This window comes from Thermomonas sp. HDW16, assembly GCF_011302915.1.
GTDB lineage: Bacteria > Pseudomonadota > Gammaproteobacteria > Xanthomonadales > Xanthomonadaceae > Thermomonas.
Genome location: NZ_CP049872.1, coordinates 2,059,891 through 2,074,424, shown reverse-complemented (window position 1 = coordinate 2,074,424; position 14,534 = coordinate 2,059,891). Strand labels below are relative to the sequence as shown.

12 protein-coding genes are annotated in these 14,534 nt (G+C 66.8%); 5 read left to right on the top strand and 7 right to left on the bottom strand.

From position 1 onward, the window contains the following. Window position 1 precedes the first annotated feature (1 nt). Entirely contained in the window at window positions 2-1,252 is a 1,251-nt protein-coding gene (locus G7079_RS09610; RefSeq protein WP_166057097.1) for an NAD(P)/FAD-dependent oxidoreductase, read from the top strand. Between the two features lie 100 nt (window positions 1,253-1,352). Next, window positions 1,353-1,556, top strand: coding sequence for a cold-shock protein (locus G7079_RS09605; protein ID WP_166057096.1), 204 nt, complete (start codon window positions 1,353-1,355; stop codon window positions 1,554-1,556). 60 nt (window positions 1,557-1,616) lie between these two features. On the opposite strand, the gene G7079_RS09600 is transcribed toward G7079_RS09605, so the two are convergent. From G7079_RS09600 to G7079_RS09585, 4 genes are read right to left on the bottom strand one after another with little or no spacing between them, the layout of a single operon-like run. Then, window positions 1,617-2,642, bottom strand: a complete 1,026-nt coding sequence (locus tag G7079_RS09600; RefSeq protein WP_166057095.1) for an NAD-dependent epimerase/dehydratase family protein — start codon at window positions 2,640-2,642, stop codon at window positions 1,617-1,619. A gap of 10 nt (window positions 2,643-2,652) precedes the next feature. Next, the gene (locus G7079_RS09595) at window positions 2,653-4,419 is read right to left on the bottom strand and encodes an ABC transporter transmembrane domain-containing protein (RefSeq protein WP_166057094.1); all 1,767 of its coding nucleotides are present in this window, start codon (window positions 4,417-4,419) and stop codon (window positions 2,653-2,655) included. A 31-nt stretch (window positions 4,420-4,450) separates the two neighbouring features. Then, window positions 4,451-5,389 (bottom strand): hypothetical protein, encoded by a 939-nt coding sequence (locus tag G7079_RS09590; RefSeq protein WP_166057093.1) that lies wholly within the window; start codon window positions 5,387-5,389, stop codon window positions 4,451-4,453. Further along, on the bottom strand, window positions 5,386-5,937 hold the full coding sequence (locus G7079_RS09585) for an RNA polymerase sigma factor (RefSeq protein WP_166057908.1): 552 nt from the start codon (window positions 5,935-5,937) through the stop codon (window positions 5,386-5,388). Before G7079_RS09585 ends, G7079_RS09590 begins: the two co-directional genes overlap by 4 nt. A 159-nt stretch (window positions 5,938-6,096) precedes the next feature. Between G7079_RS09585 and G7079_RS09580 the strand changes: the two genes are divergently transcribed. Continuing rightward, entirely contained in the window at window positions 6,097-8,706 is a 2,610-nt protein-coding gene (locus tag G7079_RS09580) for an EAL domain-containing protein (protein ID WP_166057092.1), read from the top strand. Between the two features lie 7 nt (window positions 8,707-8,713). Here the strand turns inward: G7079_RS09580 and G7079_RS09575 are convergent, their stop codons facing one another. After that, window positions 8,714-10,138: an aldehyde dehydrogenase family protein gene (locus G7079_RS09575; protein ID WP_166057091.1), complete on the bottom strand. Its 1,425-nt coding sequence runs from the start codon at window positions 10,136-10,138 to the stop codon at window positions 8,714-8,716. Further along, entirely contained in the window at window positions 10,135-11,484 is a 1,350-nt protein-coding gene (gene xseA / locus G7079_RS09570; RefSeq protein ID WP_166057090.1) for an exodeoxyribonuclease VII large subunit, read from the bottom strand. The genes G7079_RS09575 and xseA overlap by 4 nt, the downstream gene beginning before the upstream one ends. Window positions 11,485-11,632: 148 nt before the next feature. On the opposite strand from xseA, the gene ispG reads away from it, so the two are divergent. Both ispG and G7079_RS09560 read left to right on the top strand, forming a co-directional pair. Further along, the gene (gene ispG / locus G7079_RS09565) at window positions 11,633-12,913 is read left to right on the top strand and encodes a flavodoxin-dependent (E)-4-hydroxy-3-methylbut-2-enyl-diphosphate synthase (RefSeq protein ID WP_166057089.1); all 1,281 of its coding nucleotides are present in this window, start codon (window positions 11,633-11,635) and stop codon (window positions 12,911-12,913) included. Continuing rightward, entirely contained in the window at window positions 12,870-13,592 is a 723-nt protein-coding gene (locus tag G7079_RS09560; RefSeq protein ID WP_166057088.1) for a phosphatase PAP2 family protein, read from the top strand. Before ispG ends, G7079_RS09560 begins: the two co-directional genes overlap by 44 nt. A gap of 1 nt (window position 13,593) precedes the next feature. Here the strand turns inward: G7079_RS09560 and G7079_RS09555 are convergent, their stop codons facing one another. Next, a complete protein-coding gene (locus G7079_RS09555) occupies window positions 13,594-14,529 on the bottom strand; it encodes a DMT family transporter (protein ID WP_255453196.1) in 936 nt (311 codons plus the stop codon). Window positions 14,530-14,534 lie beyond the last annotated feature (5 nt).

Here is a 14,534-nt window from a genome sequence, read left to right as displayed (position 1 = left end):
TATGGCGAGGAGGCGTGTCGCCATCGTCGGTTACGGCAGCGGTGGCCAGGCCGCTGCATTGGCATTGGCACGCCAAGGCGAGCAAGTTGAAATCTTCGAGCGGGTCGCCGATCCGGGGCCGGTAGGTGCCGGCTTCCTGCTGCAACCGACCGGCTTGCAGGCGCTGTGGCGATTGGGGTTGCTGGATGCTGCCTGCGCGCTGGGTGCGCCGATCGAGTGCTTGTACGGCGAGACCGCGGCAGGCCGCGCAGTCATGGATATGCGCTATGCCGATCTTGATCCGCGGCTGACCGGCATCGGCATGCAGCGTGGTGCTCTTTTCGCCCTGCTGCATCGCGCGATTGCGGGGGAAACCGGCATCCAGCTGCACGCTGGTTGCAGCATCGTCGAACTGGATTGCGATGCCGGGCGTGTGCGTGATGCATTGGGCAACTGGCATGGCCCGTACGACCAGGTGATCGTGGCGGACGGCGCGGCCTCGAACTTGCGCGCGCAGGTGACCGAGACACGCATCGATCGGCCCTATCCCTGGGGCGCGCTGTGGTGCCTGTTGCCCGAAGGCGATTGGCCTTGGCGCCGCGAATTGAGCCAGCGTTATCGGCTGGCGCGGCAGATGGCAGGCATGTTGCCGGTGGGTATCACGCCTGCCGATCCGGTGCGCAAACTGAGTTTCTTCTGGAGTTTGCCGGTCGGCGATTTCGAGGACTGGCGCAAGGCTGGCCGCGACGCTTGGCTACAGCAACTCGACGCGTTATGGCCGCAGGCGCGGGAGCGGTTGGGCGATCAGTTCGATATCGCCTGGCTGGCGCGCGCCGCCTATCGTGATGCCATCCCGAGACGCTGGTGGCGGGGCCGTGCAGTCTTGCTGGGCGATGCCGCGCACGCGATGAGTCCGCAGCTGGGGCAGGGCGTGAACATGGCGCTGGTGGATGCCGTGGCGTTGGCCGCGCACTTGGGCGATGTAGCGGTATCGGCAGACGCGCTGAATGCCTATGAACGCGAACGTCGCGCGCATCTTGCCGCCTACCATCGCTACAGCCGCTGGCTCACCCCGCTGTTCCAGTCCGCACACGATGGGGTAGCGCGATTGCGCGACCTGGCCTTCCTGCCAGCCGGCCGTTTGCCGCTGGCGCGGGGGCACATGTTGCGCGTGCTTTCCGGCACCCAACATGGCTGGTGGCGGCGCTATCGTCTGGAGCAAGACTTCATCGCGGCGCTGGGCGCGGCATTGCACGCGAATCCGATGGAATGAGCGCAGGGCATTGCATGCGCGCCCGGTTGTTGCATACTCGCGCCGTGCCGCAGACGCGCGGCACGTTCCCGCAAACGATCATGCTAGAGGTCATCGCACCATGCAAAACGGTACCGTGAAGTGGTTCAACGACGCCAAGGGCTTCGGCTTCATCACCCCCGAGGACGGCAGTGCGGATCTGTTCGTGCATTTTTCCGCGATCGATTCCACGGGTTTCCGCAGCCTGCAGGAAGGCCAGCGGGTCAGCTTCGAAGTCACCCAGGGCGCAAAGGGTGCGCAAGCCACCGGGGTCAAGCCCGCCTGATTGCAATCGCGCACAGGAATTTCAGGCCCCGCCTCGTGCGGGGCTTTTTTATGGTGGCGGTCAGCGCTTCAGCAAACCCAGCCGCAACAGGCTTTCCGCAGTCGCGGCCAGCGCGTCTTCGTTGCTGCGCGGCGACCAGCCCAGCACGCGCCGTGCCTTGTCGGCGGTGGCGTTCTTGTATTTGTCGAGGTCGGGCACGATCTGGCGCACGGTCGGATCGGCCAGTGCCACCAACCGCACAAGCCAGCTGGGCAGTTCGCGCGTCGGCACCTTGCGTGCGGCATCGCCCAGGCGTGCTTTCAATGCCAGCGCCATCGCCTGCACGCGCATGAAACTGCCGGCCACGGCCAGGAAGCGTTCGCCGTTCGCCGCCGGAGCGGTCATCGCGCGCAGGTGCAGGTCGACCACGTCGCGTACGTCGACCACGCCGAAGCGCAGTTTCGGGCAGCCGGGCAGGGCGCCGTCCATCAGCCGCTGCACCAACTGGATCGAAGTGGCGTAGTCAGGGCCGAGCACCGGGCCAAATACGCCGACAGGATTCACCACCGACAACTCGAGTCCGCCGCCTTCGCGGGCGATGAAGTCCCAGGCCGCGCGTTCGGCCAGTGTTTTCGATTTGGTGTAAGCCGCGATGGGGCCGTCGAGATTCGTCCACGTGGTTTCGTCGAACGGCGCTTGCTGCTGCGGATGGCCGTAACCGATGGCGGCGAACGACGAGGTCAGCACCACGCGTTTCACCCCGGCATCGCGCGCCGCGCGCAGTGCGCGCAGGGCGCCGTCGCGCGCGGGCACGATCAACTCGTCTTCGTGCTTGGGAATGCCGGTGGGGAATGGCGAGGCGATGTGCAGGACGTAGTCGCAACCGGCAGCCGCATCGGCCCAGCCTGCATCGCGGGTAAGGTCTGCCGCGAAGAAACGCAGGCGGTCGTCGGCATCGGCGCCGTTCGCATGCAGTAGTGCGCGCAGTTCGCCTTCGCGTTGCAGGCTGCGCACGGTGGTACGCACGTCGTGGCCGGCGGCCAGCGCTTGCAGGATGGCGTGGCTGCCGATGAAGCCGGAACCACCGGTGATCAGGACCGTCGCCATGCGTGCGTGCTCAGTCGAGGAACTGCAGTTTCGCCAGCTCGGCGTACAGGCCACCCTGTGCCAGCAATTGCTCGTGGGTGCCATCGGCGACGATGCGGCCGGCCTCCATCACCACGATGCGGTCAGCCTTGAGGATGGTCGCCAGCCGGTGCGCGATCACGAGCGTGGTGCGCCCGGCCATCAGGTTCTCCAGCGCGTGCTGCACGGCGCGTTCGCTTTGCGCGTCGAGTGCGGAAGTCGCTTCGTCCAGCAGCAGGATCGGCGCGTCCTTCAGTAGTGCGCGGGCAATGGCGACGCGTTGCTGCTGTCCGCCGGACAGGCGCGCGCCGCGTTCGCCCAACTCGCTGGCGAAGCCTTCCGGTAGCGTGTCCAGGAATTCGTCGGCTTCGGCGGATTCGGCCGCCTTGCGTACTTGTGCATCGCTGGCTTCCAGCTTGCCGTAGCGGATGTTGTCCATCGCCGTGGTGGCGAAGATGGTGGGCGACTGCGGCACCAACGCGATCGCATCGCGAAGCGCATGCGGGTCGAGGTCGCGCACGTCGATGCCGTCCAGCGAGATGCGGCCGGTCTGCGGGTCGTGGAAACGCAGCAGCAGCGAGAACACCGTGCTCTTGCCGGCGCCGGACGGGCCGACCAGGGCAATGGTTTCGCCGGGCTGCACGCGCAGGCTGAAATCCCGCAGTGCTGCGGTATCCGGGCGCTGCGGGTAGTGGAAGGTGACCGCATCGAACACGATGTCGCCGCGTACCGGCACCGGTAGTGGCGTGGGCTGCGCAGGGGCGACGACCTCCGAGTCCTCCTGCAGCAGCTCGTTGATCCGGCCCATGCCGCCGGCGGCCTTCTGCAGCTCGTTCCAGACCTCGGCCAGTGCCGCCACCGAACCGCCACCGAACAGGGCGTACAGCACGAACTGGATCAGCGTGCCGGCGCTCATGCGGCCGGCGATGACGTCGTGCGCACCCGACCACAGCACCAGGGTGATCGCGCCGAAGAACAGGGTGATAGTGGTGCCGGTCATCAGCGACTGTGCGCCGATCCGCTTGCGCGCGGTGTCCACGGTATTGGCCACGGCGGTGGCGAAGCGGCCGCGTTCGTAGTCCTCGCGCGCGTGCGCCTGCACCGTGCGCACCGCGCCCAGGGTTTCGGTGGCCAGCGCGTTGGCATCCGCCACGCGATCCTGACTGTTGCGCGAGATCTTGCGGATCATGCGTGCGCCGATGATCACCGGCACCACCGCGACCGGAATGCCGACCAGCGCCCAGGCCGCCAGTTTCGGGCTGGTGACGAACAGCATCACCAGCGCGCCGACGGCGGTGATCGTGCTGCGCAGGGCGATCGACATCACGCTGCCGACCACGTTGCGGATCAGCTCGACGTCGGCGGTCAGGCGCGAGACCAGTTCGCCGCTGCGGGTGCGGTCGTGGAAGCCGGCATCCAACCCGATCAGGTGCGCATACAGCTGCGTGCGCAGATCGGCGACCACGCGTTCGCCCAGCAACGAGACGAAGAAGAAGCGCGCGGCGGTACCGAGCGCCAGCAGCAGCGCCACCGCGAACAACAGCAGGAACGCACGGTCGATGCTGCCCGCGCTGCCGCTGCGGAAACCGTCGTCGATCATGGTGCGGAACGCGACCGGCAGGCTCAGCGAGGCGCTGGAGGATATCGCCAGCGCCAGCAGCCAGGCGATGAACAGGCCGCGGTGGCGGCGCACGAATGGCCAGAGTGCGCGCAGGGAACCGATGGGCGCCTTGGCCGGCGCTTGTGCAGGAGAATTCATTCGCGCATGTTAGCCGCGCGACGCGTGGGCGTCAGGGGCCGAGCTTGCGCAGTTCCGGCGGCAATTCGGCATCGGGATAGCGGCGCCGGAATTCCTTCAGGCTGGCCTTGGCGTCCTCGGTATGGCCCTGCTCCAGCAATTCGCCGATGCGACGCAACCAGGCATCGCGCACAACGGGCGAATCCGCGGTGGCCGGCGGCACTTCGACGCCGGGATCGTCGGCGCCGACGGCATCCAGCATGGCGGCATTCGCGGCCCTGTCCGCTTCGTCCTGTTCAACGCGCTCCTCCGCAGCCGTGCCGGAAACCGTGATCCGCTCGCGGGTGGTATCGCTGGCGCGTGCGGCCTTCGCCATCGCCATCGCCGGCGCTGGGGCGGGTGCGGATGTAGCGGCGGACTGCGCCGCTCGCGGCTTGGCGGCGGCATCCTGCGCAACGACCGCTGCTGGTGGGGCGGGTGGCGCAGGTGGCGGTGGTGCCGCCGTCGGTGCGGCAACTTCCGCGATATCGGCAATTGCGGCGGGTGCCGATGCCTGCTTGGCGACTACTGCGTGCGGTGCAGGTATCGGGGCCGGTTTCGACTCGATCGTGGCGGCGGGTACCTGCGCCACCTGCGCTTCGGGTGCGGGTGGCGCTGAGAAGGTACGTGCGACCACAGCGCCCGCAGCCGGAGCCGCGGCTGCGGCATCCGTGGCTTGCGCGTGGTATTCGGGTGTCGGCGGCGGGCGCAACTGCCAAGCCAGGCCCAGCGCCAGCACCAGCGACGCCGCCACGGCGACCGGCGCGATCCAGCTCCTGCGTCGGCGATTTGGTGGCGATTGCCAATGCACGGCCGCCTGCGCGGCCGCAAGGATGCGCGCATCCAGTTCCGGGCCGGGCTCGCTGCGGCCATGCGCACGCGGCAACTGCGCGGCCAGTGCGCGTTCCTCGGCATCCAGTCGTTCGTTGGGCGGCGGCGGATGGCGGTTCATGCCGGCAGCCTCGAACGAAGTTTGTCCATGGCATAGCGCAGGCGCGACTTGACCGTCTCCCGGCCAACACCGGTGATGTCGCCGATTTCCTCCAGCGTCAGCTCCTGTTCCAACCGCAACAGCAGTACCTCGCGTTGTTCCTCGGGCAGGTCGTCCAGCGCCAGTTGCAATTGGCGGCGGCGTTCGAATTCGGACAATACCCGCTCCGGCGTGTCTGGATCGGCCACGCGTGCGGTGCGTTCATCCGCGTCCAGCGGTGCCGCCGGGCGGTGCTTCAGGCTACGCCAATGGTCGCCCAGCCGGTGATGGGCGATGGTGTACAGCCAGGTGGCGAAACCGGCATCGGGTTTCCAGCCGGCGCGGGCGGAAATCACACGCTGCCAGACGTCCTGGAAGAACTCGTCCGCCAATGCGTTGTCGCGCAACTGACGCAGGAGGTAGCGGTACAGTCTGCTTCGATGGCGGGCATACAGTTGCTCGAACGCCGCCGTTTCGCCAGCGGCATAGGCGAGCATCAGGGCTTCGTCGCTGGCATCTCGGCCATCCATGCACGCCAGCGTACGGATTGGTGGCGGTGCAGGGAAGGGCGCCAGCAGGCAGGCGGAAGCGACAGGGGCGAGGTTCATGACCAGGCGAACGTACGGACAAGGTCGGTGGGGTTGCCGGAGCTTGCCCACTAACGCGTAGTTAGAAGTATCCTCACGTCCATGAACGGGGGACGTATCGTGCAGTTTGCGCAGGGCACCGAAGACGCGCGATCCCGCCGTGAAGGACTCGGCCGGGACGAGTTACTGCGCCAGCTGGACGTGGCCGAACAACGCATCGAATCCCTGCGCCGCAACGAGCGCCTGCAGCTGGCGTTGTACGAGATCGCCGACCTTGCCGGCGGCACGCTGGACATGCAGGAGATGTTGCGACGCATCCACGGGATCGTCGGCGAGCTGATGTATGCCGAGAATTTCTACATCGTCCTGTACGACGAAAACCGGCAGAAAATGCGCTTCCTGTACTTCGTCGACCAGCTGGATCCCTATGTCAACGATCCGGATGCCGAGCTCGACTTCGACCAGGCCGAGGCCAACCTGACCGTGGCCATGTTGCGCAGCGGCACCGCGATGCGCGGGCCGTCGAGCGAATTGCGCGAGCATCTCGGCATCGCCTGGGACGCCACCAACGGCCCGGACAGCGCCGACTGGATGGGCGTGCCGATGCTGCGCGAGAACCGCGTGGTCGGCGGCATCGTGGTGCAGAGCTACGAACATCCGGACCTGTACAGCGAGGAAGAGCGCGTGCTGCTGGCCTACGTGGCGCAGCACATCCTGACCGCGCTCGACCGACATCATGCGCGCGAGCAGCTGGAACACCGGGTCGAGGAACGCACCCGCGAGCTCAAGCAGGCCAATGCCGACCTGCAGGCCGAGGTGCTGGAGCGCCAGCGTTCGCAGGAACTGCAGCGCGCGTTGTTCCGCATCGCCGAGCTGTCGATGACCAGCGAGAGCCTCGAGCGCTTCTACGCGGAAATCCACAAGGTGGTGGGCGGCCTGCTGTTCGCCCGCAATTTCTACATCGCCATGCTGTCCGAAGACGGCAGCATGCTGGAGTTCCCGTACTCGGTCGACGAACGCGACACCATCAACCGCCGGCGCAAGGTCGCCAAGGGGCTGACCGAGTACGTGCTGCGCAGCGGCAAGGCGTTGCTGGCGGATCGCCCACGCATCGCCCAGCTGGAGGCGGCCGGCAAGGTGCGCAGCATCGGCTCGCTGGCGCATTGCTGGCTCGGCGTGCCGCTACTGAACGACGAACGGGTGGTCGGCGTGATCGCCGTACAGAGCTACTTCGCGGATATCGGTTTCAGCAATCGCGACCTGGAGCTGCTCACCTTTGTCGCCTATCACATCGGCAGCGGCCTGGCCCGCAAGCAGGCGCAGGACAAGCTGATGCAGGCGCACGCCGGGCTGGAACAACGGGTCGGCGAGCGCACCCACGAACTGGCCGAGGCGAACGCCGAGCTGGTCGAACAGATGGGCGAGCGCATGCGCGCCGAGCGCAAGCTGACCTACCAAGCCACCCATGATGCGCTGACCGGCTTGCCTAACCGGGTGCAGTTGCTGGAGCGACTGGCGCGGGCGATCGCCACCGCGCGCGACGATGAGAACGCCTGTTTCGCCGTGCTGTTCCTTGATCTTGACCGCTTCAAGCTGGTCAATGACAGCGTGGGTCATGCGGTCGGCGACGAATTGCTGGTCGAGGCCGGGCGCCGCATCGTCGGCACCGTGCGCGGCAACGACGTGGTCTCGCGGCTGGGTGGCGACGAGTACGCGATCCTCGCCGAAGGCCTGGAGGGCCCGGCGATGGCGGAAGAGCTGGGGCTGCGCGTGCTGGCTGCGCTCGGTGCACCGATCTGGATCGCGGGCCGCGAACTGTTCCCCACCGCCAGCATCGGCATTGCGATGTGGCATCCGCGCTACGCCAACGGCGAGGAAATGCTGCGCGACGCCGACGCGGCGATGTACCGCGCCAAGAGCGAGGGCCGCGACCGTTGCGCGCTGTTCGACGAGGCGATGCGCGAGGAAGCCATGCGCACGCTCGACCTGGAGGCGGACTTGCGCCGCGCGATCAACAGCGATGCGTTCGAACCGCATTACCAGCCCATCGTGCGCATGGCCGATGCCGCGATCGTCGGATACGAAGCCCTGCTGCGCTGGCGCCACGAACAACGTGGCTTGCTGTCGCCCGGCGAGTTCCTCGACGTGGGCGAGGACAGCGGTTTGATCGAACAAGTCGATTGGCTGATGTATGCGCGGGTGATCGCCGACATGTCCGGTTGCACCGGGGATGCGAACGTCTCCATCAACGTGTCCCCCAGGCATTTCCGCTCGCCGGATTTCGCCGACCGCCTGCTCCGCCTGCTGGACGAGGCAGGGGTTCCGCCATCGCGGCTGCGGATCGAGATCACGGAGGTGGCCCTGCTGGACGATGCCCCGCGCATCAGCCAGACCCTGAACCTGCTGCGCGAGCGTGGCGTGCGGGCGCAACTGGACGATTTCGGCACCGGATTCTCGGCGCTGTCCTACCTGCACCGGTTCCCGATCGCCGCGCTCAAGATCGACCGCAGCTTCGTCGCCGACCTCAACGGCGATGCACGCGCGGAAAGCGTGGCGGTGATCCGCGCGATCGTGGCCCTGGCCGGAAGCCTCGGCATCGACATCATCGCCGAAGGCGTGGAGACCATCGCCCAGCGCGAACGCCTGATGGAACTCGGCTGCACCTACGCACAAGGCTTCCTGTACGGCCGGCCGCAACCGAAGCAGGTCTAGCTGCGGATCACCGGTCGCGGATCACCAGTAGCCGTTCCTCGGTCATGTCGGCGATCGCCCAGCGCACGCCTTCGCGGCCCAGCCCCGACGATTTCACCCCGCCGTAAGGCATGTTGTCCACGCGGAAGCTGGGTACGTCGCCGACGATCACGCCACCGACTTCGAGCCGATCCCAGGCGCGCATCGCATGGGCGAGATCGCCGGTAAACACGCCGGCCTGCAGGCCGAAATCGCTGTCGTTGACGCGGTCGAGGGCGGCATCGAAATCATCGAACGCCTCGATGCAGGCGACCGGGCCGAAGGCTTCCTTGCGATACAGGTCGGCATCGTGCGGGACGTCTTGAAGCAATGCGGCGGGCAGCATGTTGCCGCTGCGCTGGCCGCGCACGAGCACCTTGGCACCGCCGGCGATGGCGGCATCGATCCAGCCGTCGATGCGCTGAGCGGCGGCTTCATCGATCACCGGGCCGATGAAGGTGGTTTCATCACGGGGATCGCCGGTTTTCAACGCACGCACGGCATCGGCCATCGCCTCGCTCACCGCCTGCAATTGCGAGCGATGAACCAGGATCCGCTGCACGCTGATGCAGCTTTGCCCGCTCTGGTAATAGGCGCCGAACACCAGCCGCTCGATTACTTCGCCCAGCGGCTTGCCGGGATCGGCATCGACGATGCAGGCGGCATTGCCGCCGAGTTCCAGGGTGACTTTCTTGTGGCCGGCGCGGGCCTTCAGTTCCCAGCCGACCAGGCCACCGGTGAAACTGAGCAGGGCGATGCGCGGGTCTTCGGTCAGCGCGGCAGCGTCCTCGTTGCTGCAGGGCAGGATCGAGAACGCGCCGGGCGGCAGGTCGGTTTCGGCCAGTACTTCGCCGATGATCAGCGCGCCCAGCGGGGTTTTCGCGGCAGGCTTGAGCACGAACGGACAGCCGGCGGCGATGGCGGGTGCGACTTTGTGCGCCACCAGGTTGAGCGGGAAGTTGAACGGGGTGATGAAGCTGCAGGCGCCGATCGGCACGCGCTTGGTCATGCCGCGATAGCCGCGGGTGCGCGGCGAGATGCCCAGTTCCAGCACTTCGCCATCGATGCGGGTGGCTTCGCCGGCGGCGATACGGAAGGTGTCGATCAACCGGGTGACTTCACCGCGCGCATCGCGGATCGGCTTGCCGGCCTCGATGCACAGGGCCAGCGCCAGTTCATCGCTGCGTTCACCGAAGCGTCGCACGCAATGTTCCAACACGTCGCGGCGTGCATCCGGTGGGAATGCGGCCATCGCTTCGCGCGCGGCATGGGTGGCGGCGATGGTGCTGTCGATCGCGGCGGCATCGCCATAGGCCACGCGAGCGGCCACTTCGCCGCTGTACTTGTCGCGCACTTCGAGGTCTGCATTCGGTTGCAGCGGGCGATTGGCGATGTAATAGGGATACGTCTTCATGCGGCGGGCTCCTTGTCCTGGCCTTCCACGCGCAGGCGCAGCTGACCGTCGTGCAGGCGCGCGTCGATCGCTTCATCGATGGCGACATCGTCCACGCTGCGCACGATGCGGCCATCGTCGTGCTGGAGAATGCTGTAACCGCGCGCGACCGTGGCCAATGGGCTGATGGCGTGCAGCGAACGGGCGAGTCCGCGCAGGTGCAGGGCCTCGCGCTGCAGGCGTTGCGCGAGCAGGGCGCGTGGACGGTCGCGCAGGGCATCGAGCCGTTCGCGCAGCAGTTGCAAACGCCGCTGCGGATGGGTGGCGCGCAGGATCGCATCGGCATGGCGCAGGGTGGCGCGTTCGCGCTCCAGCCGGCGTTGCATCGCCTGTTCCAGGCGTCCGCGTGACTGATGCGCGCGTTGTGCGAGTGCCTCCAGTCGCGCCTGTGGACGCAGTGCCTGCAGGCGCAGGAAGGCACGATCCACGCGCTGCATGCGCTGTCGCATCCCGTTAGCCTGCGTGTTCTGCAGTTGCCGATGCAGCTGCTGCAGGCGTGCCGACAGCGTGGCGGCATCCGGCACCAGCAGTTCGGCGGCGGCAGATGGCGTGGGTGCGCGCAGGTCGGCGGCGAAATCGCTGAGCGAAAAATCGGTTTCGTGACCGATGGCGGAGACCACCGGCGTATGCGCGGCGGCAATCGCGCGCGCGAGCGCTTCGTCGTTGAAAGCCCACAGGTCTTCCAGCGAACCGCCGCCACGGGCGAGCAAGATCGCGTCGTAGCGGCCGCTGGCATCCGCGCACTGCAGCATCGCGCGGATCTGCGCGGCCGCGCCTTCACCCTGCACCGGCACCGGCAACAGGTCGATCTCGACCAGCGGGAAACGCCGGCGCAACACGCTGACGATGTCGCGGATCACCGCTCCGGAGGGCGAGGTGATGACCGCCAGCCGGCGCACGAAGGTGGGCAGGGTGCGCTTGCGTTCGGCATCGAACAAGCCTTCCGCAGTCAGCTTCGCCTTCAACTCTTCGAACGCGCGGCGCAGCGCGCCTTCACCGGCTTCCTCCAGCGCATCGCACACCAACTGGTAGTCGCCGCGCGCTTCGTACAGGGTCAGCCGGCCGCGTGCGAGTACTTTCAGACCTTCGCGCGGGGCGAACTTCAGCCACTGACTCTTGGGCTTGAACAGGGCGCAGCGCACCTGCGCGCGCGCGTCCTTGAGGGTGAAGTACATGTGCCCGGAGGCCGGCCGCGACAGGTTGCCGATTTCGCCTTCCACCAGCACCAGCGGGAAGGTGTCTTCCAGCAGGTCGCGGGCCAGGGTGTTCAGCTGGCTGGGGGTGAGGATGGGGTCGTTATGCGCCATGCGGGCAGGATACCCGGCATCGTGTTCGCGGCCAGTCATTGGTTTACCGTGCGGCGTGACCGCAGGGTATTCGCTACGCGACTCGAAATGTCGCTTCGCAAATACCCGGCGGTCACGCCGTCCCTACACTCACGGCTAAAATGACGGCATGAGCACAGCCAGCGATACCAAACCCTGCCACGATGCCGGCCGCTTCGGCCCGGACCAGCGCCGCAACACCCGCCAGGTCGAGATCGGCGGGGTGAAGGTCGGCGGTTCGGCGCCTGTGGTGGTGCAGTCGATGACCAATACCGACACCGCCGATGTCGCTTCCACCGTGAAGCAGGTGGCCGAATTGTGGCGCGCCGGCTCCGAACTGGTGCGGGTCACGGTGAACAATGCCGAATCCGCCGCCGCCGTGCCGCGCATCGTCGAGAAGCTCGACATGATGGGTATTCGTGTACCGATCATCGGCGACTTCCACTACAACGGCCATACATTGCTGGCGAACGAGCCGGCGTGCGCCGAAGCGTTGGCGAAGTACCGGATCAACCCGGGCAATGTCGGCTTCGGCAAGAAGCGCGATACGCAATTCGCGGAGTTGATCGAGTTCGCCATTCGCTACGACAAGCCGGTGCGCATCGGCGCCAACTGGGGTTCGCTGGACCAGTCGCTGGCGGCACGCCTGATGGACGAAAACCACGAGCGTGCCGAACCTTGGGATGCCGGCCGCGTGCTGCGCGAGGCGCTGATCCGTTCCGCCATCGACTCCGCCGAACGGGCAGTGGAGATCGGCCTGCCGCGCGAGCGCATCGTGCTCAGCGCCAAGGTCAGTGGCGTGCAGGAACTGATCGCGGTCTATCGCGATCTTGCGATGCGCAGCGATTTCGCCTTGCACCTGGGCCTGACCGAAGCCGGTATCGGCAGCAAGGGCATCGTCGCCTCCTGTGCTGCGTTGGGCGTGCTGTTGCAGGAAGGCATCGGCGACACCATCCGCATCTCGCTGACACCGGATCCGGGCGCATCGCGTACGCAGGAAGTGATCGTGGCGCAGGAGTTGTTGCAGACCATGGGCCTGCGCGCGTTCACGCCGATGGTCACCGCCTGTCCTGGTTGCGGCCGTACCACCAGCGAGTTCTTCCAGGAACTGGCGAAGGTGGTGCAGGAGCATGTGCGCGGCAAGATGCCGGAATGGAAGATCAGCCATCCGGGCGCGGAGAACATGACGCTGGCGGTGATGGGTTGCGTGGTGAACGGGCCGGGCGAATCGCGCCACGCGAACATCGGCATCTCCTTGCCGGGGACGGGCGAAGCGCCGGCGGCGCCGGTGTTCATCGACGGTGAAAAGTCCGTCACCCTGCGGGGTGAGAACATCGCGGCAGAATTCGTTGCCCTGATCGATGGTTATGTCGAAAAAAAATACGGGCGCACCGGCTCCCACGCCGGCTGAGCTGGTCGACGACGCACGCTTCGGCATCGACTTCCTGTGGCGTCGCTGGAAGCGCTTGCTGCTGGCCTTCGTCGGCGTGCTGCTGCCGTTGTGGGGATTCGGCGCGCTTGCCGAGGAACTGCACGACGGCGAGGCCTTCTTTTTCGACGAACCCTTGCTCCGGCTGGCCCACGACCTGGCCAGCCATGGATGGGATCGGTTGTTCCTGCTGTCTTCGAAGCTCGGTTACGAATGGGGGGTGGTGCCGTTCGACATCGCGCTGGTGTTGGTGCTGGCCGCGTTGCGCAAGCGTCGCGAGGGCCTGTTCGCTGGGACGGCGTTGGTGGGCTCGGCCTTGCTTAACCTCGGCGCAAAGCGGTTCTTCGCGCGCGAGCGGCCATCGCTCTGGGAGTCGATCGCGCCGGAGAGCACCTTCAGTTTTCCCAGCGGCCATGCGATGGGCTCGATGACGCTGGCGGTGGTATTGGTATTGCTGGCCTGGCGCACGCGTTGGCGCTGGTGGGTCGCAGTGCCGGCGGTGTTGTTCGCGGTGACGGTCGGTTTGTCGCGCGTGTACCTCGGCGTGCATTACCCGTCGGACATCCTGGCCGGTTGGGCCGCTGCCACCGCATGGGTGGTGTTCGTCTACCTGCTGGTGTTTGCCCATGGCGAACGCCCTTGGCGGGCCGCCACGGGCTGATTCACTCGCCGGGTTTGGCGGCTTCGCTCGGTGCCTGCGAAGCGGCTTGTCGCGCGAGCCGCGCTTCGCGATGCGCGATGTAGAAAGTGGCGGAGAGGATGATCGCCGCCCCCAGCAGTGTTGCGCCGTCGATCTTCTCGGAGAACAACAACCAGCCGGCCAGGGTCACGATGGGTAGCTGCACGAAGCTGATCGGGGTCAATGCCGACACTTCGCCCAACTTGAGCGCGCGCGTCCACAGCAGTTGGCCGGCCGTGCCCAGCACGCCGGACAGCACCAGCCACAGCCAGGTGATGCCCTGCGGCGGATGCCAGACGAACAGCGCAGGCAGCAGCGACATCGGCACCCACAGCACGTAGGTCCAGAACACGATGGTGTCGGCCTTGTCCACGCGCGAGAGCTGCTTGATCTGGATCGCGACCAGCGCGTTCATCATCGCCGCGCCCACCGCGACCAGGGTGCCTTGCGTGAACGCATGCGACCACGGCTGCACGATCACCAGTACGCCGATGAAACCGGCCGCCACTGCCAGCCAGCGACGCAGGCGTACGCGCTCGCCCAGCCACAGCGCGGCGGCGATCGTGATGAAGATCGGCGAGGAATACGCCAGCGAAATCGCCTGCGACAGCGGCAGGTGGCCGATCGCCCAGAACCCGCAATACATGCTCACGATGCCGATCGCGCAGCGCACGATGTAGCGGGGGAACTGGGTGGTACGCACGCTTTGCGCGAAGCGCGCTAGCGGGCGGTCGCCCTGGCGCAACACCGGCCACAGCAGGATCGGCAGCAACGAGAGGAAGCCGAAGGCATTGCGGAAGAACGCCACTTCCCAGGTCGGTTCGGTTTGCGAAGCCAGGCGGATGCAGATCGCCATCAGGCCGAAACCGACCGTGCTGGCCAGCATCAGCAGGGCAGCGCGCAGTTGGGTATTCACGATGGGTG

Coding starts and splice junctions, on each gene's coding strand:
- G7079_RS09600 (WP_166057095.1), bottom strand. CDS start 2,642: ATGGCGACGGTCCTGATCACCGGTGGTTCCGGCTTCATCGGCAGCCAC.
- G7079_RS09610 (WP_166057097.1), top strand. CDS start 2: ATGGCGAGGAGGCGTGTCGCCATCGTCGGTTACGGCAGCGGTGGCCAG.
- G7079_RS09590 (WP_166057093.1), bottom strand. CDS start 5,389: ATGAACCGCCATCCGCCGCCGCCCAACGAACGACTGGATGCCGAGGAA.
- G7079_RS09595 (WP_166057094.1), bottom strand. CDS start 4,419: ATGAATTCTCCTGCACAAGCGCCGGCCAAGGCGCCCATCGGTTCCCTG.
- ispG (WP_166057089.1), top strand. CDS start 11,633: ATGAGCACAGCCAGCGATACCAAACCCTGCCACGATGCCGGCCGCTTC.
- G7079_RS09560 (WP_166057088.1), top strand. CDS start 12,870: ATGTCGAAAAAAAATACGGGCGCACCGGCTCCCACGCCGGCTGAGCTG.
- G7079_RS09605 (WP_166057096.1), top strand. CDS start 1,353: ATGCAAAACGGTACCGTGAAGTGGTTCAACGACGCCAAGGGCTTCGGC.
- xseA (WP_166057090.1), bottom strand. CDS start 11,484: ATGGCGCATAACGACCCCATCCTCACCCCCAGCCAGCTGAACACCCTG.
- G7079_RS09585 (WP_166057908.1), bottom strand. CDS start 5,937: ATGGATGGCCGAGATGCCAGCGACGAAGCCCTGATGCTCGCCTATGCC.
- G7079_RS09580 (WP_166057092.1), top strand. CDS start 6,097: ATGAACGGGGGACGTATCGTGCAGTTTGCGCAGGGCACCGAAGACGCG.
- G7079_RS09575 (WP_166057091.1), bottom strand. CDS start 10,138: ATGAAGACGTATCCCTATTACATCGCCAATCGCCCGCTGCAACCGAAT.